A 25,827-nucleotide genomic window follows, 5' to 3' on the forward strand; every position below is an offset into this window, starting at 1 on the left:
TCGCTCACTGCCGCAGCAGCGGCCCCACTCCCGGAACCCGGGTGATCTCGTCCGCGAGAAAGTCCCGCAAAAGCCGAACCCGAGCCAACTCAGCCCGTTCAGGAACGACGAGCAGATTCAACGGCAACGGTGCACAGCTGTACCCCGGCAACACCGCCTGCAACACCCCGTCCCGAAGAAGATCGTCAACCAACCACTGCGGCACCGGCGAAATCCCGCGCCCAGCGACAAGCGCCTCCCGCGCAGCCAGCCCGTGATCGACGCGCAACCGAGGCTCGAAGGCCGCGACGTGCGCCGCCCCCGCTTCGTCGATGAGCGTCAGTTCATGGCTCTTCGCGACACTCGTCCGCCGAATCACATCATGCGAAGACAGATCTTCCGGCGACTCAGGCGTCCCGCGCCGCGCGAGATAGTCCGGTGAAGCGACCAGGATCTGATGCGCCACCCCGAGCGGACGCAGCCGCAGTTCGCTGTCCAGCTGAGGTCCGATCTGGATCGCGACATCCACGCCGTCGCGGATCAGGTCGGACCGTTCGTCAGTGAGGACGAAGTCGACGCGAATGTCCGGGTAGCGGTCCTGGAAGTCGAAGATCAGCCTGCTCAGATGCATGACCCCGAAGAACGCCGAACACGAGATCCGCACCTTCCCGGACGCGCCCGCCTTGGCGTCCTCGACCTCGTGGCGCGCCTGCTCGACCAGCCGGAGGATCTCCGTGGCGCGATCGTAAAACCGGCGCCCCTCGTCGGTCAGCGAAATGCTCCTGGTGGTCCGGCTGAACACGGACACCCCGAGCGCCTCTTCCAGATCGCCCACGTGCCGCGTGACGGTGGACTGGCCGACGCCGAGATCCCGGGCGACAGCGGAGAAGCTGCCGCTTTCGGCGACCCGGACGAACGTGCGCATTCGATCGAGCGTGACTTCTGGCTTATGCATCGTGTGGATAAATCCTCTCCGCCCACGAGGCTAAATGAATCGCCCGCCCGCGGCTACCGTGACGGTATTCCGAGGGAAAGAAGCGAAAAATGCCCATGGGACCTGTGCGGACTTGGCCGGACGGCAAGAAGGTCGCGGTGAAGATCTGCGTCGCGCTCGAGTCGTGGTCTGATGGCCATTGGCCGGTCTACGCGCCGATGGCCGCCGCGTGGCCGTTGTCCGATGTGGAGTGCCGGCACAGCATGTCGTGGGCCGAATACGGGGCGACGACGGGAGTGTGGAGGCTGCTCGAAATCCTGGACCGGCACGACCTGCCGGCCACCTTCGGCGTCAGCGGCCTGCTCGCGGAACGGCATCCCGAACCCGTGCTGGCCGCACACGCCGCCGGACACGAGATCGCGGCGCATTCCTACGCCCAGGACATCATCCCCGGCCAGCTCAGCGCCGACGCCGAGGCGGAAAACATCAGGCGCTGCACCGACATCCTGCGCCAGGCCACCGGTTCCCGGCCGACCGGCTGGCTCAGCCCGCGAGCCACCGAATCCCGTCACACCCCCGCCCTCCTCGCCGCGTCCGGCTACCTCTGGTCCGGCGACCGCAGCGACCGCGACCTGCCCTACGTCGCCGCCACCGCCGCAGGCCCCCTCGCGTACCTCATGCACAGCGACTTCACCGACGTCCGCGGCATAATGGCGGGCCCGCGCGCGTACCGGGACATCCACGTCGACTTCCTCGACTACCTCCTCCGCCAGCCGACACCAGGCATCCTCAACCTGACCGTCCACGCACACGTCGGAGGACGTCCGTTGTTCGCCGACCAGTTCGACCAACTGCTCCAGCAGATCGCCCTCCTCCGAGACGACCTCTGGATCGCCACCCACCACGAGCTGGCCGAGCACGTGCTCGACACCGAGAAGGCCGCATCATGACCCGCACCCTCATCATCGGCGGCACCGGAGCCATGGGCAGCCGAGTCGTCGCGCGTCTCCTCGCCGACACCGACAACGAGGTCACAGTCCTCACCCGCGACCCAGACTCACCCCGCGCGGCAGCCTTGGCCCGCGACCGCGTGCGTCTGGTCCGCGGCGACGCAGGCGACCCGAGAAGCATCGAGTCCGCGCTGCACGACGTGTCCCAGGTCTTCTGCAACACCGACTTCTTCTCCACCAAAAGCCCGCTCGCCGAGTTCACACAAGGCACGAACATCCTCGAAGCAGCCAGGCAACACGGCGTCGACCGATTCGTGTGGTCGTCGCTGGACAGCGCCGCGACCCTGACCAACGGACGCGTTTTCGTGCCGCACTACGAGGCCAAGGCAGCCGTCGCCGCACACATCCAGCTCCACCGCTCAGAAGAAATGATGCGGCGCGAACCGGAGGGCTGGTACACCGAACACGTCTCGATCCTCGTGACCTCGCCGTACTTCGAGAACCTCCAATCCCGCCTCTCGCCCTCCGCCGACGACGACGAGGCCGCGGTGTTCACCCTCCCGCTAGGTTCCGGCCGATACCCCATGATCGCCCTGGCCGACATCGCGTGGTTCGCGGTGCACATGCTGGAACACTGGCAATCCTGGGGCGCACGCGACCTGTCCGTCTCCGCGGACAGCCTCACCGGCACCGAAATCGCCGAGACTTTCTCGCGAGTAACCGGAACCCTCTCCCGCTACAAAGACCTGCCCCTCGACGAACTCCGCACGGGCATCCCCGACGTCGGCCACGACTACGCCGGAATGTTCGGCTTCTTCCAGCAACACGACGTCGCCGCTCACGACCGCGACCTCCCCCTGCTGCGCCGCCTCCACCCCCGCTTGATGACCTTCGAAGACTGGCTGCACCACACCGGCTGGGACGGCCGCCGCCGCGAGGTCCAGCAATTCCGGCCCCGCGCATGACCTACACGTCCGTCCAACCCGAACTGCGCGCCGCACTAGACGACCTCCGCGCCGCGGACCTATACAAGACCGAACACCACCTCACCTCTCCACAATCGACACGCCTTGTCGTCGACGGACGGGATGTCCTGAACTTCTGCGCCAACAACTACCTCGGCCTGGCCGACCACCCCGCAGTAATCGCCGCCGCCAAACAAGCCCTGGAAACCCGCGGCTTCGGAATGGCAAGCGTCCGCTTCATCTGCGGCACCCAAACCGAACACGCCGCCCTTGAGAATCGCTTGTCAGCTTTGCTGAGCACCGACGCGACGATCCTGTACTCCTCCTGCTTCGACGCGAACGGCGGCGTATTCGCCGCATTGCTGGACGCGCGAGACGTAGTGCTCTCCCACACCCTCAACCACGCTTCGATCATCGACGGCATCCGCCTTTCGAAAGCACGCCGCCACCGCTACCGCACCCTGACCGACCTGGAAACCCAACTGTCGACTCCAGCCCGCCGCCGCCTGATCGTGACCGACGGCGTCTTCTCCATGGACGGTTCCATCGCCCCACTAGGAGAAATCTGCGACCTAGCCGACCGTTATGACGCCCTGGTCATGGTCGACGACTCACACGCCGTCGGAATCCTCGGCGAGACCGGTGCCGGAACCCCCGAGTTGCTAGGCGTGCAGGACCGAGTCGACATCATCACCGGCACCCTGGGCAAAGCCCTCGGAGGTGCTTCCGGCGGCTACGTCAGCGCTCACGCCGAGATCGTGGAACTGCTGCGACAGCGTTCCCGTCCCTACCTGTTCTCGAACGCCCTCCCACCCGCCATCGTGGCCGGTGCTTTGGCCGCCCTAGATCTGGCAGCGGACCCCTCTCGCCGCGCCGCACTCCACCGCAACACCGCCGCCTTCCGCGCTCGCATGGAACGGTCGGGCTTCGACCTCCTACCCGGAGAACACCCCATCGTGCCGGTCATGTTCGGAGATGCTCGGGAAGCCGTCCGGGTCGCCGAACGAATGCGGGAATCCGGCGTGTACGTGACCGCGTTCAGCTATCCGGTGGTGCCGGTGGGGGAGGCCCGCATCCGGGTGCAGATCTCGTCGGAACACTCTCGCGAAGACCTGGACCGTTGCGTCGCGGCATTCGTCGCAGCACAAGCCGAAAACAGCTGAGGAACGCGGCGAGATACTGCCTCTCCCACAGCCGTTCGGGCCCGGAGCGGGGACGAACCGGAGTCAGCGCACGATGCGCAGGCGGGGCCCGGTGAGCTGGTCGAGCCGGCGATTGGCGTCCTCAGCGGAAAACGCGTGCGGGTCGAAGTCGCCGGGCGAAGCCAAGCCGAGCCATTCGAGCATGCCCTCGTGCTCGTCGTCGCCCGGATCGGCCAGAATCGCCTTCAGCTCCTGGTAGCCGTACGGGCCGCCGCAGTCCTCCGGCGGACACGCCCCTTTCCCGGCAGTGCAGATCGCACCGGTCGTTCCGGCTTCGGCAGGCAGGATTTTTTCCAGCGTGAGGTCGTGTTCCCAGCCGTCGCCGTAGTCGTAGGCGTAGTCCAGCCGGTCGCCGACCTCGGCCAGCAGCTGGGACAGGCGCACCGCCCGCTCGTCGGCGTGGCCGAGGCCCTGGTCGGGAATTCCGTACTCGGCACCACCCGCCGAGAAGGCGTGCAGATGGCAGTTCTCCCAGCCCATCGCGATCTGGATCACTTCGTGCAGCTGGCCCAGGTCGAGATCGGCGGGCACCTCCAGGCGTCGCCACACCGGCGGTTTCGTCACGTCGCGCAGGGCGACCTTGATCTGGTAGCGAGCGTCGGGGCGCACCGCGGCGGGCGGGACGGGCGCGTCCGGTGCGGGCGGTGGACCGCCGGGCAATCCGGCCATCGGAGGGACCGGCAGGAGCTTGGCCAGCCGGTCGGCCGCCGGATGGCCAGTGCCGGCCAGCAGCGGCAGGATTTCGGCCAGCTCGGCGCCTGCCTCGTCGTGGAGCAGGCCGGACAGCGCTTGCGGGGGCAGATCAGGAGCCAGCGTGTCCTGCAGGACGGCGAGTGCGTCCGCGGCGGTCCACGCCAGGTCGGTCTCGGCCGGCTCCGTGCCGTCCTGCTCGGCCAGCCAGATCCGTGCGTAGGAGCCGAACCCTTCATCGCCCGCCCACTCCCGCCAAGCGGCGGCCGCGTCCGGGCCGCATTCGCGAGCCAGCGCCAGTGCGGCGAGCCGCTGCTGCCCCGACACGGATTCGCCGGCCGAGATAAGTTCGGCCGCGGCCTCGGCCGGCGCGCGGGCGGACAGCCAGGGCCGGGCCATCAGCGCGGCGATCCGGTCCGGCAGCGCCGCCACCGCAGCCACCAGCGCGGCGGCATCGGCTCCGGCCGCCGGCGCGTTCCGCCGGAACAGGAAATCGGTGAGCCAACGCCCCAGCGAGGTCAGCTCGGCGGTGTCGCCGTGCAGGGCGGCGACGCCGAACTCGGCGAGGGCTTCGACGATCTCGCCGCCGGCTTCCGTCGCGCCTGCCAGGTCCTCGAGGAGGCCGGTCGCCAACGAGCAGGACGGGCAAGCGCAGCCCGGCGTGCCGGCGGAGAGGCCCCTCGCGATGTCCTCGCTCAGGTCGTCCAGCGAGATCGTGCCGCCCCGCTCGTACAGGACGGCCAACCCGTCCAGGAGTTCCGCATCGGGATCGCCCGCCTCGCCGGCCAGCCCGAAACACTCCATCGTGCACCGGGTCCAGACCGCCAGTACCTCGTCCGCGGTCCCCTCGGCCCAGGTCTCCAGCGCTGCGCCCGCAGCCGCCCGGCCACGCTCCACCTCGACGAATCCGGCCGCCGCCGCGGTGAACCACGCCAGCATCAGCTGATCGATGTCCAGCGCGCTGCGGGGCTTGCGGGTGGGCAGTTCGATCCCGAGCAGGTCGCAGGCCTCGACGGCGGCGGCGGGTTTGAGCACCCCGCGAGCGGTCAGCGGCCGACCAGGTCCGACCCATTCGGCCAGCTTCGCCGCCTCGGCGAGCGCCGGACAGCCCCGTGCCGCCGAGGCGAGTTCCTCGGGCGAGAAAACCGGCTCTCGTTCCTCCGCGCGGAATGGCATGAAAGCACCTTAGGGCCGTCGGTCACCGGGCGAACGGCGGGCCGGACTTCTCCGCGGCGCGCCCTGGATACCGGGAAACACAAACGGCCGGCCCCGCACGGATGGCGGAACCGGCCGCTTGTCGCTGCCGTTTACCAGGTCAACCCCGGTCTGGCATCACACGTCGTAGTACAGCGAGAACTCGTACGGGTGCGGGCGAAGCCGCAGCGGGTCGATCTCGTTCTCGCGCTTGTACTGGACCCACGTCTCGATCACGTCGGGCGTGAAGACGCCGCCCTCGAGCAGGTAGTCGTGGTCGGCTTCCAGCGTGTCCAGCACGGTGCCCAGGTCGCCCGGGACCAGCTTGACGTTCTTGGCCTCCTCGGGCGGCAGCTCGTAGAGGTCCTTGTCGATCGGTTCCGGCGGCTCGATCTTGTTCTTGATGCCGTCGAGCCCGGCCATCATCATCGCGGAGAACGCCAGGTACGGGTTGCCCGACGAGTCCGGGCAGCGGAACTCGGCGCGCTTGGCCTTCGCGTTGTTGCCGGTGATCGGGATGCGCACGCAGGCGGAGCGGTTGCGCTGCGAGTACACCAGCGAAACCGGCGCCTCGAAGCCCGGCACCAGGCGGTGGTACGAGTTCACCGTCGGGTTGGTGAAGGCCAGCAGGCTCGGCGCGTGCTTGAGCAGACCGCCGATGTAGTGCCGCGCCGTGTCGGACAGGCCCGCGTAGCCGGACTCGTCGTGGAACAGCGGCTGGCCGTCCTTCCACAGCGACTGGTGGCAGTGCATGCCCGAGCCGTTGTCGCCGGCGAGCGGCTTCGGCATGAACGTCGCGGTCTTGCCGGCGGCGAACACGGTGTTCTTCACGATGTACTTGAACAGCTGCAGGTCGTCGGCAGCGTGCAGCAGCGTGTTGAACTTGTAGTTGATCTCCGTCTGGCCTGCGGTGCCCACCTCGTGGTGCGCGCGCTCGATCTCGAAGCCGGAGTTCGTCAGCGTGCGGACGATGTCGTCGCGCAGGTCGGCGAAGTGGTCGACCGGCGGGACGGGGAAGTAGCCGCCCTTGAACTTCGTCTTGTAGCCCTGGTTCCCGCCTTCGGTGTCGGCACCGGTGTTCCACCAGCCCTCGACCGAGTCGATCTCGTGGAACGACAGGTGCTCGGCGTCCTCGAAGCGGACCGAGTCGAAGATGTAGAACTCCGCCTCCGGACCGAAGAAGACGTTGTCGGCGACGCCGTACTCCGCGATGTACTGCTCGGCCTTGCGCGCGATGTTGCGCGGGTCGCGGCTGTAGGCCTCGCGGGTGAACGGGTCGTGCACGAAGAAGTTCAGCGAGAGCGTCTTCGCCTTGCGGAACGGGTCGATCCGCGCCGTCTCGGGGTCCGGCAGCAGCAGCATGTCGGACTCGTGGATCGACTGGAAGCCGCGCACCGAGGAGCCGTCGAAGGCGAGGCCCTCTTCGTACGCCTCCAGGTCGAACGCCTTGGCCGGCACCGTGAAGTGCTGCATGACGCCCGGCAGGTCGCAGAACCTGACGTCGATCGACTCGACCTTCTCGTCGGCGATGAGGCGCTGAATGTCGTCTGGAGTAGTGGGCACCCTCGGTGACTCCTTCTCGTTCGTTACCGGCGGCTGTACTCTCTTCGGCTCACGCTAAGAGGGCGGTGTTGCCCGACCGTCACCCGAATGTTTCGCCGGTGTTAACGGGTCGCCGCCACTGCCCAGTCGACCAGGCCGGATGTGGTCCGCGCCACCGGCATACCCTGGACGGGTGGCGAGATGGACGGGCGAATGGCTGCCGGGCACCGGCGACGGCTCCACCGCGGCGGGCCCGCGCGAGGCCCCGAAGTGGCGCGGCGAGTCGATGGGCCTGCCCGAAACCGGCGTGGGCGCGGTGGCCGGCGGCGGCCCGCGCTTCCTCGCGCTGGTCGTCGACCTGGTGCTCGCGTCCCTGATCACGGCCCTGTTCGTGCGCTACGACCTGCAGAACGCCGCCGCGATGCAGACGTTCAACCTCTGGGCGGGCGCGGTCTGGGCGGTCATCACGGTCGTCCCGGTGACGTTCTTCGGCTTCACGCCCGGCATGGCGGTCCTGGGCATCCGGGTGGCCCGCCTGGACGGCGCGACGATGGTCGGCGCGTGGCGCGCGCTGGTGCGGATGGTGCTGACCGCGCTGCTGCTCCCGCCGCTGGTGCGCAACGCCGACGGCCGCAACTGGCTCGACCGCGCCACCAACACCGTCGTCATCCGGATGCGTTGACGCTGGTCCGTGAAGGGCTCCTTGAAGGAATCTGATTCCCTCAAGGAGCCCTTCACGGACAACAACCTCGCGCCGGTCCCGCGCCGCGCTGCTTCGAACGCGAAGAACCCCCGGCCGCCTCGGACCGGGGGTTCTTCGTCAGCAAGCAGCGTCAGCGACGGCGGATGGTGCGCTGCACGTTCCGCATCTTCGCGCCCGCGGGCATCGGCCCCTTCGGCATCGCCGCGCCGCGCGAGCCGAGGGCGGCCAGCTTCGCTTCGAGGGCGTCGACCTGGGCCGGCTTGAGGTTGCGCGGCAGCTTCGTCAGGTGCGACTGCAGCTTCTTGAGCGGAACCTGCTTGTCCTCGTGGCCGATCGTGACGTCGTAGATCGGGGTGTCGCCCACCAGCCGGGACACGCGCTTCTTCTCCTGCGCGAGCAGGTTCTTCACCCGGTGCGGAGCGCCCTCCGCCACGAGGATCACGCCGGGGTGGCCGAGCACGCGGTGGACGGCGTCGAGCTGGGTCGTCGCGGCGACGGTCGGCGTGACCTTCCACTTCCCGCGCAGGTTCTCCAGCGCCCAGGCGGCCGCGCCGGGCTGGCCGTCGGCCTTCCCGTAGACCGTGCGCTGCACGCGCCTGCCGAAGATGATCACGGCGAGCAGGATGCCGAGCACGACGCCCAGCGGCAGCAGCGTCCACTGGATATTGAAGATGAACCCGATGCCGAACAGCACACCGGCGACCACCACGATCGAACCGACCATCCAGGGGATGAGCATCGGGTCTTCGCGGCGCTGCATCTTGAACGCCTCGAACAGCTGGCCGCGCCGGGCCTTGCTCGCAGCGCGCTTTTCCCGCTTGGCCTGCTTGGCCGCTTCCTTGTCCTGCTTGCCCGCCATATGACCAGGATACGGCCGCGTGCCCGGCCGGGAATCCGTCGGCCCCCTCTGCGAGGATCGCGGGGTGGCCATCGCATCGTCTCCCCAGAGCCGGCAGAGCCGCCAAGGCCTGCTCGACGGGCTTGATCCCGAGCAGCGAGCCGCCGCGGCGGCCCCCCGCGGTCCCGTGTGCGTCCTCGCCGGCGCGGGCACCGGCAAAACCCGGACGATCACGCACCGCATCGCCCACCTGGTGCAATCGGGCCACGTCTCGCCGGGGCAAGTACTGGCGGTCACCTTCACGACGCGCGCCGCGGGGGAGATGCGCACCCGGCTGCGCGGCCTCGGGGTCGACGCGGCGCAGGCGCTGACGTTCCACGCCGCCGCCCGCCGTCAGCTCCGCTACTTCTGGCCGCGGGTCGTCGGCGACCGGCCCTGGGACCTGATCGACAACAAGTTCCGGCTCGTCGCACAGGCCGCCCAGCGCGTCCGGCTGAGCACCGAGACCGAGGTGCTGCGCGACCTGGCGAGCGAGATCGAGTGGAGCAAGGCGTCGCTCGTGTCGCCGGACGACTACCCCTCGGTCGCCGCGCGGACGCAGCGCGACACTCCCGCGCCGGTCGCGCAGGTCGCCGAGGTCTACCGCTGGTACGAGGAGCTGAAGACGAACGCGCAGGTCCTCGACTTCGACGACCTGCTCCTGCAGACCACCGCGGTGCTGGAGAAGCACGAGGCGGTCGCGGCCGAGTTCCGCGATCGGTACCGCTGCTTCGTGGTCGACGAGTACCAGGACGTCACGCCGTTGCAGCAGCGGCTGCTCGACGCGTGGCTCGGCGGCCGAGACGACCTCACCGTCGTCGGCGACGCCAACCAGACCATCTACTCCTTCGGCGGCGCCTCGCCGAAGTCGCTGCTGGAATTCACGCGGCGGTTCCCGGAGGCGACCGTCGTGCGCTTGGAACGCGACTATCGGTCCACGCCACAGGTCGTCGCGCTGGCGAACCGCGTGATCGGCGCCGCGCGCGGACGTCCGGCCGGTTCGCGGCTGAAGCTCATCGGACAGCGGCCGGAGGGTCCGGAACCTCAGTTCGCCGAGTACGAGGACGAGGCCGCCGAAGCCAGCGCGGTCGCGCGGCGGATCCGCGAACTGCTCGACGCGGACGTGTCAGCGAGCGAGATCGCGGTGCTGTTCCGGGTCAACGCGCAGTCGGAGGCCTACGAGCAGGCGCTCACCGAAGCCGGGATCCCGTACCTGGTCCGCGGCGGCGAGCGGTTCTTCCAGCGCACCGAGGTGCGGCAGGCGATGGCGGCGCTGCGCACGGCGTCGATGGAACCGACCTCGCTCGAGCTGGTCACCGCGGTGCGCTCGGTGCTCGCGCGGGTCGGGCTCACCGAGCAACCGCCGTCAGGGGGAGCGGCGAAGGAGCGGTGGGACGCGCTGCTCGCGCTGGTGGAGCTGGCCGAGGAGCTGGCGGCATCGGTCGAGGACGCGGACCTGCCGCGCTTCGTCGCGGAGCTCGAACAGCGCGCGGCGGCGCAGCACCCGCCGACGGTCGAAGGCGTCACGCTCGCGTCACTGCACGCGGCGAAGGGGCTCGAGTGGGACGCAGTGTTCCTCGTCGGGCTGTCCGAGGGCACCATGCCGATCCTGCATGCGGACGGCGACGACGCCGCGATCGAAGAAGAACGGCGGCTGTTCTACGTCGGGGTGACGCGGGCTCGAGAACATCTGTCGCTGTCGTGGTCGCTCTCGCGCGGACAGGGCCGGGGACGCAACCGGCGCCGGTCGCGGTTCCTGTACGGGCTGATCCCGGAGGACCACCCGGCGGCGCGCATCGCCCGTTCGCAGCAGGTGTCGAAGCCCGGGTCGAACGTCGCGCGCTGCCGGCTGTGCGGCGGTCCGCTGGTGCAGACCATGGAGGTCAAGCTGGGGCGGTGCGGGAAATGCCCGTCCACAGTGGATGAGGATTTGCTGGAGAAGCTGAAGACGTGGCGCGGGGAGCGTTCGCGGGAGTTGAAGGTCCCGGCCTTCGTCGTGTTCACTGACGCGACGCTGATGGCGATCGCCGAGCAACGGCCGACCGACGACGGCGCGCTGGTGTCGATCTCCGGGATCGGCGCGACGAAGCTGGAACGGTTCGGCGCGGAAGTGCTCGACGTGGTCCGCTCGTCGATGCGATCTTGACCGCGTCTTCGCGGTGATCGATGCGGCGAACCTGCTGCTAGGGGGCGATCTTCGTCTCTTCGGCAGAGATTTGGGAAAATAAGTTGCCCCGGCTGTGCCGGGGCGCATAGCCTGCGTAGGCACCCGGGCGAGAAGAAGGCCCGGTCTGGGGAAGAACAAGAACACGACGGTTGCCGCTTCACGCGGCGCAGTCCGACAGAGAAAGGCGGTGCCGGTGAAATGATCAGCAATCTGATGCACACGATCCCTGGCACTGGTCTGCCTGTCTGCACGACCGTCGCCGCCCCGCGCCAGGGCACCGGTGTGTCCACGTTCGCGCACATCGACGGAACGCGTCGTCACAGTGACGGATTGCGTCGCATCGAGCGCAACGGGGCCCCGGCCGGCATCACTCTCGCGACCGCGGCCGTTGTTGCCGCGTACCCGCAGGTTGATGTCGATCTGCCGACCATCAAGCAGTTCCGTGTTCCGTTGTCGATACGGGAGCGAAGTTCCTGACCTGACGTCAGGACTCAAGGCTCACGAAGGCCGCGGAACCGGTAACCGGATCCGCGGCCTTCGTGTTTTTTTGGCTGCACAACAAGAAGGAACAAGTTGTCCAGTTCGATCGCCCACCGCCACACCACCACCGAATCGCAAAGGAGCACGGATATGTCTGCCGCCATCGCCCTCGCCGAGGGCCCCTTAGCCGAAGGGTTCGACATCGGCGACCTGCTCGACGGGGTCGCTGAGCCCGAACTCCCCTGCCGCTCGCGCGACGCGGACCTCTGGTTCGCCGAATCGCCCGCGGAACTCGAGCGGGCCAAGGCGTTCTGCGCCGGCTGCCCGGTCCGCGAGGCCTGCCTCGCGGGAGCACTCGCCCGGCGTGAGCCGTGGGGTGTCTGGGGAGGGGAGATCTTCGAGCGCGGTGCGGTGATCGCGCGCAAGCGGCCCCGTGGCCGTCCGCGCAAGAACGCAGCCCTCGAACCCGTCGCCGCGGCCCGGAGCGCCGCCGCATGACCGTCGACCTCATCACCACGCGCGATTTCGAGGCCCGCACCGGAAAACCGGTCCGTGTGCAGCCGAAACCCAAGCAGAACAAGTCTCAGGAGACCACGAAGATGTTGCTTCACGAAGAACTGTCCCGAGCGCGAATACGCGACCTGATAACCGAACATGAAATCCAACGTCCATGGCGCCGAGCGCGAGCCGCGCGCCGCTGGTCGCGAGTAGCCCGCTGGGCGACCAGCCGAGCGGAGCGATTCCAACCACCCAGCTAGACCCCAGCTCGGTCCGGTGAGGTGGGTCCGGCTTCAGCTGGACTCACCTGACCTGCCTCTTTGTCTGGGACCGTCCGGAAGCCGATGCCCGCCAGCAGGATTGCCTCCAATCCTGCTGGCGAGCGTCGGCCGCCCGGGCTTTGATCCCGCCTCCGAGCCGATTCGCGCTGCCCGGCTCATCTCAGGCAGCGTGGATCCGGTTCCGTCGCCCGATCATCCGGCTGTGAACCAGGCCGTCGGCGTGATTCGCCTTGCCCAACCGGCTCGGCCACGAGCAACCGGTATCGGTTTTCGGGAACGGGGAAGCGACGCTCTGCCCAAGGGGAGGGGCAGGCGTCCGCGCGACCAATCCCGTCGCTGATCACTTCGCGGGAATGAGCCTGGAAGGCCCGTCGGGGGGACCTTCCAGGCTCGTTCTCGCCCGGGGACGGGTGTTCAATGAGCCAGTGTCCGGACATACGCACGACCACATCGACTGGGCTGACCGGCTGGTCCTCCTCCGCGCAGCCGACACCCTCGACGCCCCCGCGCAGGCCGCCATCGCAGCCCGCCTGGTCGCGAAACTGCCCGCCAACCCGACGGTGATCGACCTGGGCTGCGGCGCGGGCGGGATGAGCACCCACTTCGCCCAAGCCCTGGCCACCCAGCACGGCGGCACAATCATCCTGGTCGACGCGACTCCCGAGCTTCTCCACGAGGCCGAACGCGCCGTCCTCGCCGCCGCCGATGCAGCGCAGAACAATCGCGCAGACAACCCAGCCTTCCCGCCCGAACGTGGAGGCCATGTCGCGACCGATGGGGACGGGGACCACCGCACGTCCGACGCGGGTTCGAGCAACCACACCGCTGCCGCTGGAGGCTCGGGCAGTGAGGTCTCGAGCAACCACACCGCTGCGACCGGAAGCAGGGCACCGACAGTCGAGGTTCGGGCGATCGTCGCCGATCTTGCCGACAGTGCCTTGCCTGACTTGCTTCCCGCCGCGGATCTCGTGTGGGCGTCGCGCGTTGTGCATCACCTTCCGGACCAGCAGGCCGCGATCGGCACGCTTGCGGCTGTCGCGCGGGCTGGCGGCGTGGTCGCTCTCGCTGAGGGCGGGTTGTCTTTTTCTTGCCTCCCTTGGGATCTCGGAGTCGGACGGCCCGGCCTGGAGGACCGGTTGCAGGCCGCGCAGGCTGAGTGGTTCGTCGGGATGCGCGAGGGCATCGACGGCGCCGTGCCGATGCCCTACGGCTGGACAGTCGCGCTCGAACGGGCCGGGCTCGCTGACGTCAGCTCGTTCAGCGCATTGGTGGACCACCCCGCACCTGGCCCGGACGGTCTCACTGACTATGTGCACCACCACCTTTCCCGTCTCGCGACGCACGGTGCCGACCATCTCGCGGACGAAGACCGTGCGACGCTGGCTTCTTTGCTCGATCCGGACAGCTCCCATTACCTCGGCAAACGTCGCGACCTCTTCCTGCTCGGCGCGCGCACCGTGCACCACGGACGTCGATCGTGACCGCGCCCGGCCCGACGTGCTCCTGGTGCGGTCGAGCACGTGCTGCCGAAACTGACCCGCTCGCGACCTTGGCCTGGGTCAGCACCAAGGAAAACGGCGAGCAGCGCTGGCTCTGTCCGGACTGCGCGCGCAACCACGTCCGGGACATCGAAGGCAAGCTGCCGGACGAATACTGGTGACCGGATCGCGGGCAGCCAGATTCGGACGGTCAGTATCGGCCTGTTGAGCGAATATCGGTGCCCTGGCTAGGACGAGCCAGTTTTCAGTAGGTCGGTGGCAGGCTGTTCGGCGAATATCGGTGCCCGGGTCGGGCTCAGCTAGTTTCGGTCGGTCGACGGAAGCCTGTCCGCCGGATACCGGTGCTCTGGGTTGGACGCAGCGAGTTTCGGTAGGTCAACGGCAAGCTGTTCGACGAATACCGGCGACTGGGGTTGCGCGCGCATTAATTTCCAGCATGTCGAGCGCTGCCACTCGCCTCGGGCGTGAACCGAAGTAAGTTGCCTCCGGGTACCGGTGAACGAGTGGCCACGCCGGGGCGTCCAGGACACATTGCCTGCCGAGCGGCTGACAGCAGTGCCGCATTGTCCCTCCTGTGCATCAGGTTTGGGTCATGCGGCATTTCCTGTCTTGTAGACAGCGCGCACTTTCGGGCGAGGAGTGCGCGCCGCATGGCGGTAGGCGTTGAGAAGCTCGGTGCTCATCTCTTCCGGTGAATCCCGGAGTTGGCGTGGGGTACACCGAAACAACACGGTGCCGGTCGCGGCCAGTGCTAGGTGGCTGAAGTCTTCGGGGCCCGCTGCAGTGCGGTAGCGCCAGGCGAGGCCGATTTCGTCCCACCACGCATCTGCGGTACCGAGTCGTCGGCCGCGGCGGTCGCAGACTGCGACGTTCCATTGTGGGGTGGGCAGCGGTGTTCGTTGGAGGACACGGAGTGCTTGTCCGTGCGCGAAGGTTTCTTGGTCGTCGAGGCTGCGCAGGACTGTGCGCACGGCTGCTGAGCCGCGCTGGTTTCCGTTGTCCAGTTCGCGGGTGAGCTCGGCGCGATCCGCTAAGCCCCAATACAGCGGCAGCGAGACCAGCCTTGCGATCTCGTCCGGATCGTTTTCCCGCCGGGCGAGGTCGAGAGCTGCGCGGGCGGCGCTCGCGTAGGGCAAGCCGTCGATCAGGATCGCTTCGGGCATTCGGGCGGTTCGGTACGTGATGACGCTCGGTTCGTTGGCTGGCCTTCGGTTGTGCGGTACCAAAAGATGGATCTCTGCGGTCCGCGGATGGCTGATTCCGTGTGCGCACAACGCATCTGTGCCGGTGACGACGGTTCCGGGACCGTACCGGGCAACGGCCGCGTGCAGGAGTTCTTCTCGGCTCGGAGGTTTGTCGTGCACGAGGTACACGCCGGAGTACACCTGTCGCCACGGTCCGCCCGGGCCGGAAAGCTGTGCGGCTCTTCGATCCGAAATTCCCGCGACGCGCAGGTGCCGTCGGTGGAGAACTCCGTGCGAGACCAAGTCACCGAAAGCGAGGGAGTCTGTGCTTGTCGTAGTCGTCATACCTCGAGAATGACGGCTTGATCAACTCAGCGAAACCACCCTGCGCAATCTGTGGACAACTCGGCGTGGTCGCCTCGGCTTGTGGACAACTCAGGCGGCGAACCCCGGCTGCCACCGTTCCACGATGCCGCGAGCCGGGATCTCGGCGTCGAGCTGGCAGAGGATGCCCGTCGATCCTGCCGTGACCCGGTGGATCATCAGGTACTCCGGCGGCAGGTTCAGCGCGCGGCCGACGTGGAAGTCGTTGCCGCGGGAGTCGCCGACGCGGCCCGCTTGCCGTTGCATCCAGCGGCGCGTGAAGTGGAACGTCGGCTCGGCCAGCGGCTCGGTGAACGGCGCGAGATAGGCAAGCACCTCGTCCGCTTCCAGGGACGAATCCGCGCGCACGAAACCGTTTTCGCGCAGCAGCCGCATCAGGTCGTCGGAGTGGCCGTCCAAGGCGAGTCGCGTGATTTCGCCCAGGTGCCGCGGAATTCCGTGCGGCAGCTTCGCGACGCCGCCGAAGTCGATCACGCACAGCCTGCCGTCGCCGGTCAGCATGAAGTTGCCGGGGTGCGGGTCGGAGTGCAGGAGATTCGCCCGCGCCGGCGACGAGTAGTGGAACTCCGCGAGAAGCCGCCCGGCGAGGTTGCGGGTGGCCGGATCGCCGTCCGAGATGATCTTGGCCAGCGGGGTGCCGGTGGCCCACTCGCTGACCACCACCTTCGGCGCGCTCGCCACGACGCGCGGGATCAGGAATTCGGGGTCGCCCTCGAACGCCTTCGCGAACGCGCGCTGGTTGTCGGCTTCGGCGAGGTAGTCGAGTTCCTCGTCCATCCGCTCGGCCAGCTCCATGAGAAGCGGTTTCACGTCGGTGCCGGGCACAAAAGCCTGGAACAGCCTGCTGAAGCGCTGCAACTGGCGCAGGTCGCTGCGCAGCGCCTCGTCCGCGCCCGGGTACTGGACCTTGACCGCCACCTCGCGACCGTCGTGCCAGGTCGCGCGGTGCACCTGACCGATGCTCGCCGCGGCGGCCGGCTCGTCGTCGAAGTGCGAGAACCGTCCGACCCAGGACCGGCCCAGCTGCTCGGCGAGCACGCGATGGGTCTGCCGGGCAGGCATCGGCGGCGCGGCCGACTGCAGCTTCGTGAGCGCTTCCCGATACGGCTGCGCCATGTCGTCCGGTACCGCGGCCTCGAAGACGCTCAGCGCCTGCCCGAACTTCATCGCGCCGCCCTTGAGCGTGCCCAGCACCTCGAACAGCTGCTCCGCGGCCTTGGCCGAGAGCGTCGCGCTCACCTGCTCAGCGCTCTGCCCGGCCAGCCGCTTGCCCCAGCCGCCCACGGCTCGTCCGGCGATGCCGAGCGGGAGGCTCGCCAGCTTCGCGGTACGGGCAGCGCCGCGACGCGGCATGGCGGAATCGCGGTCTCCGGTTCGGTCGCGAAAGTCGGTCACCCTGCGATTCTGCCTTGATGAGCACGACGCTCGCAGCCTGCTGACGCCACCTAGGTGTGGCCTACGTCTCTTGCAGCACCTCCTCGGGAGCCTCCTCCGCCGGTAAGGGGCCTTCCTCGACCGGTACGGGCGCTCCGCAACCGCAGTCCGGATGTGGCTCCCAGTCCTTGCGGTGCAACTTTCCGTCGAAGTTGTCGATCTCCAACGTGGCGTTCCAGGCAGGCGGCGGGGTTTCGCTCGGCGAGAGCAGCCGCATCGCCTGCGCTACGGCGAGCGAGGCGCAGGCGTGGACGGCACCCAGATCAGCCCGTGGAATCCGGCCGACCAGCTGCGTCGCGATCCTTGGCCACGACAGATCAGCATCGGTCCGATGCAGGTCACAGCAGCGGAGGCAGGCGCTGCGGCCAGGCACCACGAGCGGGCCGACGATGCCCGTGCCCTCCCACACCCGGACCGGCAGGTGCGAGGTGGCCGAGTCGACCAGCTCGGCCACTTCTTCCGGCGGCGGGACGAGCGTGTCGGTGAGCAGCACGAGGTCAGGGAGGCGGCGCTGGTTCCGGGCGGTGGTGACGTCGGGCGCGACCCGGGCGACGACGGTCCGGATCGCGCGTTGCCTGGGCTGGCCCAGCTCAGCCGGCGTGAACCCGGAACCGAGGTCGGCTTCGTTGACCCTGCCGGACGCACGGATGTCGAGGTGCCCGACTCCGGACGCCGCGAGCAGCGCGGCGACCGCCACGGCGATCCGTCCGCTGCCGTGGACCGCGATGAGGCTTTGCCAGCGACGGTCCGTGAGCGCTGGCTGATAGTGCCGGGCTCGCAGCGACCACAACCCGGTCTCGACCCGTTTCGCGCTCTTCTTCGCCGCTTCGGTGACCAAACCGAGTGCGGCCAGCTGTTTCAGCAGCAGATGGAACTGGTCCCGGTGTTCGCCTACAGCGAGCAGGATGTCCTCGAGCCCACGCCGTCCGTCGAGCCTGCGGACGCTGTCGACGATCGGAGCGGGCAGGCCGTTGGCGATGATGCCGTGGCGGGGGTCGAGGCCGAACTGGATCTCGTTGCCGTCGCGTTCGAGCACGTGGATGCCCGGAAGCAACGTCGGATACGCCGGGAGGAGCACGTCCGGCGGCGGAACACTGGACAGGGTCATGCGGCCAGCTTGGCAGCTCCGGAACGCCACTCGCGGGTGAGAAGCCGAGTTGTCCACAGGGAAATCTACTTGTGGACAACTCAGGGCTGTGACCTTTCGGCGCTCCAAGTTGTCGGTGCTGAGCCTTACCGTTGTCGAGTGGTCGAAGCACGGATGCCCTCACTGAGAGGCAGGGGCGAGAAGGCCCCGTCGGACACTTCTCAACACAAGGTCGAGGTGCGGCGCAGCCAGCGCAGGCACCGGACGGTCACCGCGTACTGGAACGAGGACACCCTGGTGGTCCTCATCCCGGCCCGGATGACCCGCGAGGAAGAGAAACACTGGGTCGCGGAGATGGAGCGCAGGCTGCTGCGCTCGGGAGGACGGAAGGCGGCGCCGCCCAAGGCGTCGGACGCGGCGTTGCTGGCGCGCTGCGCCCTGCTCGGGGCGAAGTACCTGGACGGGAAAGCGCTGCCGGCCAGCGTGCGGTGGGTGCCGCCGATGCGCACCCGGTGGGCGTCGTGCACGCCGGTGGACGCGACCATCCGGGTCAGCGACCGGCTCCAGCGGGTGCCGCAGTGGGTGCTGGATTACGTGCTGATCCACGAGCTGGCGCACCTGAAGGAGCCGGGGCACGACGCGGCGTTCTGGACGCTGGTCAACCGGTATCCGAAGACGGAACGGGCGATCGGGTACCTGGAGGGGCTTTCGGCGGCGGCTGGGTGGGGGATTTCGGAGGAGGACTGAGGGGGTGGCTGCGGCTGCTCGGCCGCGTTGGAGAGCCGGTGGACGCTGGTTTCGGAGGGTTCTGGAGGGCGGACGGCGTGGCCGGACGGAGTTCGTGGCCAGCTGCGGTGGAGCGAAGGAATTCGGGGGAGGATTGCGCGGACGGCTGATCGCAGCCGGGAGAAGGGCAAGGCGATCCTGAGCGCGGGGACCAGGCGGCTGAGGCGGCCTGGCCGGAGACAAGTCAGCGGCGGTGTCTCAAGTCGTGAGCGGGGCGGCCGAGTGGGAAGGCTCGAACGTCGAGGTCTTGGCTGTCGCCTGGCGCGCCGTGATCGATGGTGTGGAGGAGCCAGCGCGGGCGGGTGTTGGGTGCGGAGCGGTCGCCCGGCGCGCCGTGATCGATGGTGTGGAGGAGCCAGCGAGGGCGAGTGTTGGGTGCGGAGCGGTCGCCTGGCGCGCCGTGATCGATGGTGTGAAGGAACCAGCGAGGGCGAGTGTTGGGTGCGGAGCGGAGTGCTGGCAATACAAACGCCGCGCGGACCGTCTCAGCTCAGGTGAGACGGTCCGCGCGGGCGGGGTAGCTGAGAGGCCCTAGGAAGGCGGGTTCCCCTCGTCCTTCGGGGTCTCGTCGCCCTTGTCGCCAGAGGCTGTGTCGGAATCCTTAGCCTCACCGCCATCTTCGGCGGCCGACTTGGCTTCGCGGGCCTCGCGCTCGGCCTTCTCCGTACGCTCCAGCTCGGCGATCGGGTCCAGGTCCGAGGCGAGAGCGTGCGGTTCGGCCATGCGGTCGGCGAAGTCCAGGGGCTCGTCCAGGTCCTCGGCGGTCGGCATGAGGTCCGGGTGGGACCACAGGCCATCGCGTTTTTCGATGCCGTGGCGGTCTTCGACGAGCTTCCACAAGGACGACGCGGCGCGCATCCGGCGCGGGCGCAGTTCCAGACCCACCAGGGTCGCGAAGGTCTGCTCGGCGGGGCCGCCGGTCGCACGGCGGCGGCGCAGCGTTTCGCGCAGGGCCTCGGCTCCGGGAAGACGGTCGCCGATGGCCTCGGCCACCACCACGTCCACCCAGCCTTCCACCAGCGCCAGCAGGGTTTCCAGGCGCTTCAGGGCGGCCTGCTGCTCGGGAGTGGTCTGGGGCTCCAACAGACCGGACGACATCGCTTCTTCGATGCTCGCCGGGTTCGCCGGGTCGATGCTTCCGGCCAGGGACTCCAGCGCGGAGGTATCGACAGTGATGCCGCGGGCGAACTCCTCGACTGTCGCGAGCAGGCGCTGCCGCAGCCACGGCACGTGTGCGAACAACCGCTGGTGCGCGGCCTCGCGCGCGGCCAGGAAGACCAGCACCTCGCTGGCGGGCAGCTCCAAACCCTCAGTGAACTTCTCGATGTTCGCCGGGAGCAGCGCCGACGTGGTGGCCTCGCCGAGCGGCAGGCCGACCTCGGTCGACGTGAGGACTTCCTGCGCGAGCTGCGCCAGCGCGTTGCCGAGCTGGGACCCGAAGGCCATGCCGCCCATCTGGCCCATCATCGACAGCAGCGGACCGGCCGCCTGCTTGGCCTCTTCGGGCAGCGCCTGCATCCACGCGCCGGACACCTGCTGCGCCACCGGATCGCACAGCCGCTGCCAGGTCGGCAGCGTCTTCTCGACCCAGGTGCGCGCGGACCACGACACGGTGGTCGTCGCGCCCGCGGGGAGGATCGTCGCCGCGTCGAGCCACAGTTCCGCCAGGTGCGCGGCGTCGCGCACGGCCGTCGAGGAATCGCCGCCCTCGGACGCGAAGCCGATCTTGCCGTCGTCCCGTCCGCTCAGGTTCTGGAGTGCGATCTGCTTCGCCAGGTCGTAGTTGACCGGCCCGCTCGACGAGCCCGCCTGGCTCAGCATCTGGCCCAGCTGGCTCAGCATCTGCCCGAGCTGGTTGAACGCCTCGGCTCCGCCGGGCTGGCCCGGGTTCGAGGGGTCGTTGTCGCCTCGCTTGTCGGGATCGGGCGGTCCGAAGCCGAACGGGGGATTGCTCATAGCTCCACCGTACGCGGGTACGACCCGGCTCAGCGCGTCAACCGTGGCCTTCACCGGGAAGCGAACACAGTCACCGTACGCTGTCGCTCGTGACAAAACCGGACGAGGACACCGCGAACCAGTCCCGCCGCGCCGAGCCGTCGCGCGCGCCGGCCCGCAGCGACCGGCGGATGACCCGCCGCGGATGGACGATGCTGGTCAGCGGCGTGCTGTTCCTGGTGTTCGTCGTGGCCGGGTTCCTGGTCCAGGTGCCGTATGTCGCGATCAGCCCCGGGCCCACCTACGACACCCTCGGCCGCGACGCCGCGGGCAGCCCGGTGATCCAGGTCAAGGGACAGCAGACCTACGGCACCAGCGGCGAACTGCGGATGACCACCGTCTCGCTCAACGACGGCATCAACCTCTTCACCGCGCTCGGCCTCTGGGCCAGCGGCCGCTACGCGCTCGCGCCGCGCGAGGAGTACTACAAGCCCGGCGAGACCAACGAGCAGGTCAAGCAGGAGAACATCCAGCAGCTGCAGAACTCGCAGAGCAACGCCCAGGTCGCCGCGCTGCGCCACCTCGGCTACCCGGTGCAGGTCGTCGCGAAGCAGATCGTGTCCGGCAGTCCGGCCGACCACATCCTCGCCCCCGGCGACAAGCTCATCGCGGTCAACGGCAAGCAGGTGCGCGAGGCCGCCGAGGTCGCCGCCTCGATCGTCAACACCAAGCCGGGCGACAGCGTCCAGGTCACCTTCCAGCACCTCGGCCAGCCGGAGCGCACCGTGCCGGTCACGCTCGCCCAGCGCGAGGACCGCACCCAGGGCTTCCTCGGGCTGACCGCCGTCGACCGCGCGGTCGCGCCGTTCTCCGTCGACATCTCGCTGCAGGACGTCGGCGGCCCCTCGGCGGGCCTGATGTTCACCCTCGCGATCATCGACCGGCTCACCCCGCCCGGGAAACCGGGCAGCGACCTCGCGGGCGGCAGGCACATCGCGGGCACCGGCGAGATCAGCGAGACCGGCCAGGTCGGGCCGATCGGCGGGATCTCGTTCAAGGTCGTCGGCGCGAAGGAAGCGGGCGCGACCGACTTCCTCGTCCCCGAGCACAACTGCGCCGAGGCCAAATCGGCCGCGCCGGAAGGGCTCAACCTCATCAAGGTGTCGACGCTGGACGACGCGCTCAAGCAGCTGGACAACCTGAAGGCCGGCCGCCCGGTCGAGCACTGCTGAGCGGCACTCGAGCAAGTCCGTGAAGGGCCCCTTGAGGGAATCTGATTCCCTCAAGGGGCCCTTCACGGATTTAACGGAAGCAGCAGCCGGTGAATCAGGGCTGCAGGGTCGTCTTCAGCGCGTCCACGAGATTCGGCGCGAGATCCGGGCTTTCCACCAGTTCGTCGACCGCGTTCTCGTCCTCGTCGCCCGGCTGGACGCCGCGCAGCCGCATCACGCAAGCCGCGTCGCCTTCGCGCAGGACGGCGGCCACGAGCCGCGCCTCGGTGCGGCGCGGGTGGTCCGCTGCGGCGCGGCGGAGGCTTTCGGCGTCCGCCTCGGCGATTCCTTCGAGTTCCGCCTCGACGTCCGGGGGCAGCACGATGATCTCCTGCGCCAGCGCGCAGCCGACCACGATGTCCGGCCACGCGATCCGGCCGAGCGATTCGGCGAGATCGCCGTCCGGCAGGGCCTCCTGGGCCACCGGGGTCAGCGGGTTCGCGCGGTCGAGCTGACCGGCCAGCTCGGGCTGTTCGTCCAGCAGCGCGGCGGTCGGCACCAGCGCGAACAACTGCGGCGGCTGGTTCCAGCCCGCGGCGGCGACGAACTCTTCGACTTCCCGGGCCAGCCCGGCGACAGGGTGGGCGGCAGACGGCTCACTCGGTGGCATGGCGACCATCGTGTCAGGCGTCCTCGCGACGCGCCGTACGTGCCCGGTTTGGGTGGTCCCGGGAACTCGGGGCACCGTCCGTAGAGTTAGAGGTCACGGGGACACAGCTGTCCCCGGCGAACATGTTCACGAAGACAGGAGCATTGCCGTGGCGACTCGGCCCCCGGTGAGCCTGAAGCTGTCCCGGCGCAGCCGGATCCTTCTCATCATCGCCGCGGTGATCGTGCTGGCCCTGCTGGCCGGCGTCCGGTTGCTCGACACCTACGTGGACTGGCTGTGGTTCGGCGAACTGCAGGCGCGTTCGGTGTTCACCACGCAGCTGGTCACCCGCATCGTGCTCTTCCTCGCGGTAGGGCTGCTGGTCGGCGGCGCGCTGGCGGTCAGCCTGCTGATCGCGTACCGGACCAGGCCGGTGTTCGTGCCGGTGTCCGGCCGCGACGACCCGCTGTCGCGCTACCGCTCGGTGATCGTCAGCCGGATCCGGCTGTTCGGCATCGGCATCCCGGTGCTCACCGGCGTCATCTCCGGCGCGTCGGCGACCGGGGACTGGCAGACGATCCAGCTGTTCCTCAACGGCACCTCGTTCGGCCAGACGGATCCCGAGTTCAAAATCGACCTCGGTTTCTACGCCTTCACCCTGCCGTTCGTGAACTGGCTGCTCGGCTGGCTGTTCGTCACCGTCGTCGTCTCGTTCTTCGGCGCGCTGATCGCGCACTACATCTTCGGCGGCATCCGGCTCGCCGGCCGCGGCGGCCAGCTGGCCGGACCGACCCGCGCGCAGCTCGCCATCACGGTCGGGCTCTTCGTGCTGCTGAAGGCGGTCGAGTACTTCTTCGACCGGTACAACCTGCTGCTGTCCGACCGGAACATGCCGCTGTTCAACGGCGCCACCTACACCGACCTCAACGCGGTGCTCCCGGCGAAGCTGATCCTGCTGTGCATTTCGGTGATCTGCGCGATCGCGTTCTTCGCGGGCGCGTTCCTGCGGAATCTGCAGCTGCCGGCGATTTCGCTGGTCCTGCTGATCCTCTCCGGCGTGCTGGTCGGCGTCGCCTGGCCGGCGATCCTCGACCAGTTCTCGGTCAAGCCGAACGCCAACGAGAAGGAAGCGCCGTCGATCCAGCGCAACATGGACGCGACGCGCGCGGCGTACGGACTCGGCAACGTGAAGTACGAGCAGTACCCGGGCAAGACCGAAACCACGGCGGACGCGGTGAAGGCCGACACCGGCACGGTCTCCAACATCCGGCTGCTCGATCCGAACATCCTCAGCGACACCTTCACCCAGCGAGTCGGCCGCGAGAACTTCTACGGCTTCCCGTCCAAGCTGGACATCGACCGGTACAACATCGGCGGCACGATGCAGGACTACATCGTGGCCGCCAAGGAAATGAAGACCGACGGGCTGAGCGGCAACCAGACCAACTGGATCAACAAGCACATGGTCTACACGCACGGCAACGGATTCGTGGCCGCGCCCGCCAACACGATCGACCGTGCGGTGAAGGATTCGAACTCCGACGGCGGTTACCCGATCGCCACCACGAGCGACACCACGAACCCGACCGGCGCGGGCTCGGTCAACGGGCAGCCGGGGATCAAGGTCGACCAGCCGCGGATCTACTACGGCGAGCTCACCAACCAGTCCGACTACGCGATCGTCGGCGGCACGCCGGGCAAGGCTCCCGGCGAGTACGACACCGATGCCAAGCGCGACTACCTCTACCAGGGCAAGGGCGGCGTCTCGCTCGACAACTGGTTCAACCGGCTGATGTTCGCCGCCGAGTACCGCGAGCCGAAGATCCTCTTCTCCGACGCCATCGGCGACGGCTCGAAGATCATGTACAACCGCGAACCGCGCGACCGCGTCGCCAAGGTCGCCCCGTGGCTCACCCTCGACGGCGACCCGTATCCGGCGGTGGTCAACGGCCGCATCCAGTGGATCGTCGACGGCTACACCACGCTCGACAACTACCCGTACGCCCAGCAGACGCAGCTCGGCGAGGCGACCAACGACTCGCTCAACGGAGTCACCAAACAGGCGAACAACTCGATCAACTACATCCGCAACTCGGTGAAGGCGACCGTCGACGCGTTCGACGGCACCGTCAACCTGTACTCGATCGACGACAACGAACCCGTCCTCAAGGCGTGGGAGAACGTCTTCCCCGGCGTCGTGAAGCCCAGCTCGGAGATTTCGCCGGAACTGCGCTCGCACTTCCGCTACCCCGAGGACCTGTTCAAGATCCAGCGCGAACTGCTCGCCCGCTACCACGTCGACAGCCCGCAGGAGTTCTACGCGCAGCAGGCGTTCTGGAGCGTCCCGCAGGACCCGACCGAGGACGGCAGTTCCACCACGGCCGGCGCGAATGTCGCCAACCAGCCCGGTTATTACGTCCTCGCCAACGCGGCGGGCGAAGGCAGGCCGACCTTCCAGCTGACCAGTGCGCTCACCGGTCTGCAACGGCAGTACCTCTCCGCCTGGATGTCCGTCTCGTCCGATCCGCAGGACTACGGCACCATCCGCGTCCTGCGACTACCGCCGGCCAGCGGGGCGAACCAGGTCGACGGACCCGTCCAGGTGCAAAACCGGTTCCAGAGCGACCCCCGGGTCGCCCAAGACCGGACATTGCTGAACAACCCCAACGTCATTCCCATTTACGGCAACCTGATCACGCTGCCGGTCGCCGACGGGTTCCTCTACGTCGAACCCGTCTACATCCGCCAGCGCAACCAGCTCAGCTACCCGCAGCTGGCCCGCGTGCTCGTCTCCTACGGAGCCAAGATCGGCTTCGCGTCCACCCTCAACGAGGCGCTCGACCAGGTCTTCGGCAAGGGCACCGGCGCGGCGGCCACCACGCCCAAGGAAGGCGACCCCGGCACCACGACGACCCCGCCGACGTCCAGCACCGCCCAGCCGCCGCCCAGCACCGGCGGCAGCAACCCGGCCATGGACAAGGCCGTCGCTGACATCCAGGCCGCGCTCGCCAAACTCAAGGCCGCACAGCAGTCCGGCAACTTCACCGACCAAGGCGCGGCACTCGCCGCTCTCGACGCGGCGACCAAGGAATACAACTCCGCCAAACCGACCACCCCGCCCGCCTCCAGCGGTCCGCCGTCCCAGCCCGGCGGGTGACCTCGGTTACGTAATGGGCACCTGCTTTGCGCCCGCTGG

Annotated in this window: 21 protein-coding genes; 12 read left to right on the plus strand and 9 right to left on the minus strand. The window is 68.6% G+C overall.

The window, feature by feature from the left end; all coding sequences use genetic code 11:
• Window positions 1–4: 4 nt before the first annotated feature.
• On the minus strand, window positions 5–904 hold the full coding sequence (locus ACFORO_RS02835; RefSeq protein ID WP_377869359.1) for a LysR family transcriptional regulator: 900 nt from the start codon (window positions 902–904) through the stop codon (window positions 5–7).
• Window positions 905–1,023: 119 nt separating this feature from the next.
• Between ACFORO_RS02835 and ACFORO_RS02840 the strand changes: the two genes are divergently transcribed.
• The 3 genes from ACFORO_RS02840 to ACFORO_RS02850 are packed head-to-tail and all read left to right on the plus strand — an operon-like array spanning window position 1,024 to window position 3,991.
• Window positions 1,024–1,863 (plus strand): polysaccharide deacetylase family protein, encoded by an 840-nt coding sequence (locus ACFORO_RS02840; protein ID WP_377869360.1) that lies wholly within the window; start codon window positions 1,024–1,026, stop codon window positions 1,861–1,863.
• Window positions 1,860–2,828: an NmrA/HSCARG family protein gene (locus tag ACFORO_RS02845; RefSeq protein WP_377869361.1), complete on the plus strand. Its 969-nt coding sequence runs from the start codon at window positions 1,860–1,862 to the stop codon at window positions 2,826–2,828. Before ACFORO_RS02840 ends, ACFORO_RS02845 begins: the two co-directional genes overlap by 4 nt.
• Complete coding sequence (locus ACFORO_RS02850) at window positions 2,825–3,991, plus strand: glycine C-acetyltransferase (RefSeq protein ID WP_377869362.1); 1,167 nt, start codon at window positions 2,825–2,827, stop codon at window positions 3,989–3,991. Before ACFORO_RS02845 ends, ACFORO_RS02850 begins: the two co-directional genes overlap by 4 nt.
• 63 nt (window positions 3,992–4,054) lie before the next feature.
• Here ACFORO_RS02850 and ACFORO_RS02855 read toward each other — a convergent pair whose 3' ends face one another.
• Window positions 4,055–5,896, minus strand: coding sequence for a plasmid pRiA4b ORF-3 family protein (locus tag ACFORO_RS02855; RefSeq protein ID WP_377869363.1), 1,842 nt, complete (start codon window positions 5,894–5,896; stop codon window positions 4,055–4,057).
• Window positions 5,897–6,052: 156 nt separating this feature from the next.
• The gene (gene glnA / locus ACFORO_RS02860) at window positions 6,053–7,477 is read right to left on the minus strand and encodes a type I glutamate--ammonia ligase (RefSeq protein WP_116201910.1); all 1,425 of its coding nucleotides are present in this window, start codon (window positions 7,475–7,477) and stop codon (window positions 6,053–6,055) included.
• Between the two features lie 172 nt (window positions 7,478–7,649).
• Here glnA and ACFORO_RS02865 point away from each other — a divergent pair, with 172 nt between their 5' ends.
• Window positions 7,650–8,138, plus strand: coding sequence for an RDD family protein (locus ACFORO_RS02865; protein WP_377869364.1), 489 nt, complete (start codon window positions 7,650–7,652; stop codon window positions 8,136–8,138).
• A 151-nt stretch (window positions 8,139–8,289) separates the two neighbouring features.
• Here the strand turns inward: ACFORO_RS02865 and ACFORO_RS02870 are convergent, their stop codons facing one another.
• Complete coding sequence (locus tag ACFORO_RS02870) at window positions 8,290–9,018, minus strand: DUF4191 domain-containing protein (protein ID WP_354748401.1); 729 nt, start codon at window positions 9,016–9,018, stop codon at window positions 8,290–8,292.
• Between the two features lie 64 nt (window positions 9,019–9,082).
• On the opposite strand from ACFORO_RS02870, the gene ACFORO_RS02875 reads away from it, so the two are divergent.
• The 5 genes from ACFORO_RS02875 (at window position 9,083) to ACFORO_RS02895 (ending at window position 14,122) form a co-directional block, all read left to right on the plus strand.
• Complete coding sequence (locus tag ACFORO_RS02875) at window positions 9,083–11,182, plus strand: ATP-dependent DNA helicase UvrD2 (RefSeq protein WP_354748399.1); 2,100 nt, start codon at window positions 9,083–9,085, stop codon at window positions 11,180–11,182.
• Window positions 11,183–11,401: 219 nt separating this feature from the next.
• On the plus strand, window positions 11,402–11,680 hold the full coding sequence (locus tag ACFORO_RS02880; RefSeq protein WP_377869365.1) for a hypothetical protein: 279 nt from the start codon (window positions 11,402–11,404) through the stop codon (window positions 11,678–11,680).
• Between the two features lie 153 nt (window positions 11,681–11,833).
• Complete coding sequence (locus tag ACFORO_RS02885; protein WP_354748395.1) at window positions 11,834–12,181, plus strand: WhiB family transcriptional regulator; 348 nt, start codon at window positions 11,834–11,836, stop codon at window positions 12,179–12,181.
• A gap of 706 nt (window positions 12,182–12,887) precedes the next feature.
• Complete coding sequence (locus tag ACFORO_RS02890; RefSeq protein WP_377869366.1) at window positions 12,888–13,943, plus strand: class I SAM-dependent methyltransferase; 1,056 nt, start codon at window positions 12,888–12,890, stop codon at window positions 13,941–13,943.
• The gene (locus tag ACFORO_RS02895; RefSeq protein ID WP_377869367.1) at window positions 13,940–14,122 is read left to right on the plus strand and encodes a hypothetical protein; all 183 of its coding nucleotides are present in this window, start codon (window positions 13,940–13,942) and stop codon (window positions 14,120–14,122) included. The genes ACFORO_RS02890 and ACFORO_RS02895 overlap by 4 nt, the downstream gene beginning before the upstream one ends.
• Before the next feature lie 429 nt (window positions 14,123–14,551).
• Here ACFORO_RS02895 and ACFORO_RS02900 read toward each other — a convergent pair whose 3' ends face one another.
• The 3 genes from ACFORO_RS02900 to ACFORO_RS02910 form a co-directional block, all read right to left on the minus strand.
• Window positions 14,552–15,334: a hypothetical protein gene (locus ACFORO_RS02900; RefSeq protein WP_446681588.1), complete on the minus strand. Its 783-nt coding sequence runs from the start codon at window positions 15,332–15,334 to the stop codon at window positions 14,552–14,554.
• Window positions 15,335–15,580: 246 nt separating this feature from the next.
• Window positions 15,581–16,882: an ABC1 kinase family protein gene (locus ACFORO_RS02905; RefSeq protein WP_377869637.1), complete on the minus strand. Its 1,302-nt coding sequence runs from the start codon at window positions 16,880–16,882 to the stop codon at window positions 15,581–15,583.
• A 103-nt stretch (window positions 16,883–16,985) separates the two neighbouring features.
• Entirely contained in the window at window positions 16,986–18,071 is a 1,086-nt protein-coding gene (locus ACFORO_RS02910; protein WP_354748385.1) for a ThiF family adenylyltransferase, read from the minus strand.
• A gap of 216 nt (window positions 18,072–18,287) precedes the next feature.
• On the opposite strand from ACFORO_RS02910, the gene ACFORO_RS02915 reads away from it, so the two are divergent.
• Window positions 18,288–18,797 carry a M48 metallopeptidase family protein gene (locus tag ACFORO_RS02915; RefSeq protein WP_344268851.1) on the plus strand — a complete coding sequence of 170 codons (510 nt, stop codon included), beginning with the start codon at window positions 18,288–18,290 and terminating at the stop codon, window positions 18,795–18,797.
• Window positions 18,798–19,367: 570 nt separating this feature from the next.
• Here the strand turns inward: ACFORO_RS02915 and ACFORO_RS02920 are convergent.
• On the minus strand, window positions 19,368–20,792 hold the full coding sequence (locus ACFORO_RS02920; protein WP_377869369.1) for a zinc-dependent metalloprotease: 1,425 nt from the start codon (window positions 20,790–20,792) through the stop codon (window positions 19,368–19,370).
• Between the two features lie 191 nt (window positions 20,793–20,983).
• On the opposite strand from ACFORO_RS02920, the gene ACFORO_RS02925 reads away from it, so the two are divergent.
• Complete coding sequence (locus ACFORO_RS02925) at window positions 20,984–22,003, plus strand: YlbL family protein (RefSeq protein WP_377869638.1); 1,020 nt, start codon at window positions 20,984–20,986, stop codon at window positions 22,001–22,003.
• A gap of 94 nt (window positions 22,004–22,097) precedes the next feature.
• Here the strand turns inward: ACFORO_RS02925 and ACFORO_RS02930 are convergent, their stop codons facing one another.
• The gene (locus ACFORO_RS02930) at window positions 22,098–22,652 is read right to left on the minus strand and encodes a PPA1309 family protein (protein ID WP_344268864.1); all 555 of its coding nucleotides are present in this window, start codon (window positions 22,650–22,652) and stop codon (window positions 22,098–22,100) included.
• A 166-nt stretch (window positions 22,653–22,818) separates the two neighbouring features.
• Between ACFORO_RS02930 and ACFORO_RS02935 the strand changes: the two genes are divergently transcribed.
• A complete protein-coding gene (locus ACFORO_RS02935; protein ID WP_377869640.1) occupies window positions 22,819–25,788 on the plus strand; it encodes a UPF0182 family protein in 2,970 nt (989 codons plus the stop codon).
• Window positions 25,789–25,827: the final 39 nt, after the last annotated feature.

The sequence above is a fragment of the Amycolatopsis halotolerans genome, from assembly GCF_042647905.1.
GTDB lineage: Bacteria > Actinomycetota > Actinomycetes > Mycobacteriales > Pseudonocardiaceae > Amycolatopsis > Amycolatopsis halotolerans.

What these genes read in the sequence shown, in the direction of transcription:
- ACFORO_RS02930 (WP_344268864.1), bottom strand. Translation starts at nt 22,652, where the DNA reads ATGCCACCGAGTGAGCCGTCTGCCGCCCACCCTGTCGCCGGGCTGGCC.
- ACFORO_RS02910 (WP_354748385.1), bottom strand. Translation starts at nt 18,071, where the DNA reads ATGACCCTGTCCAGTGTTCCGCCGCCGGACGTGCTCCTCCCGGCGTAT.
- ACFORO_RS02855 (WP_377869363.1), bottom strand. Translation starts at nt 5,896, where the DNA reads ATGCCATTCCGCGCGGAGGAACGAGAGCCGGTTTTCTCGCCCGAGGAA.
- ACFORO_RS02905 (WP_377869637.1), bottom strand. Translation starts at nt 16,882, where the DNA reads ATGCCGCGTCGCGGCGCTGCCCGTACCGCGAAGCTGGCGAGCCTCCCG.
- ACFORO_RS02880 (WP_377869365.1), top strand. Translation starts at nt 11,402, where the DNA reads ATGATCAGCAATCTGATGCACACGATCCCTGGCACTGGTCTGCCTGTC.
- ACFORO_RS02835 (WP_377869359.1), bottom strand. Translation starts at nt 904, where the DNA reads ATGCGCACGTTCGTCCGGGTCGCCGAAAGCGGCAGCTTCTCCGCTGTC.
- ACFORO_RS02925 (WP_377869638.1), top strand. Translation starts at nt 20,984, where the DNA reads ATGCTGGTCAGCGGCGTGCTGTTCCTGGTGTTCGTCGTGGCCGGGTTC.
- ACFORO_RS02920 (WP_377869369.1), bottom strand. Translation starts at nt 20,792, where the DNA reads ATGAGCAATCCCCCGTTCGGCTTCGGACCGCCCGATCCCGACAAGCGA.
- ACFORO_RS02885 (WP_354748395.1), top strand. Translation starts at nt 11,834, where the DNA reads ATGTCTGCCGCCATCGCCCTCGCCGAGGGCCCCTTAGCCGAAGGGTTC.
- ACFORO_RS02850 (WP_377869362.1), top strand. Translation starts at nt 2,825, where the DNA reads ATGACCTACACGTCCGTCCAACCCGAACTGCGCGCCGCACTAGACGAC.
- ACFORO_RS02845 (WP_377869361.1), top strand. Translation starts at nt 1,860, where the DNA reads ATGACCCGCACCCTCATCATCGGCGGCACCGGAGCCATGGGCAGCCGA.
- ACFORO_RS02840 (WP_377869360.1), top strand. Translation starts at nt 1,024, where the DNA reads ATGCCCATGGGACCTGTGCGGACTTGGCCGGACGGCAAGAAGGTCGCG.
- ACFORO_RS02870 (WP_354748401.1), bottom strand. Translation starts at nt 9,018, where the DNA reads ATGGCGGGCAAGCAGGACAAGGAAGCGGCCAAGCAGGCCAAGCGGGAA.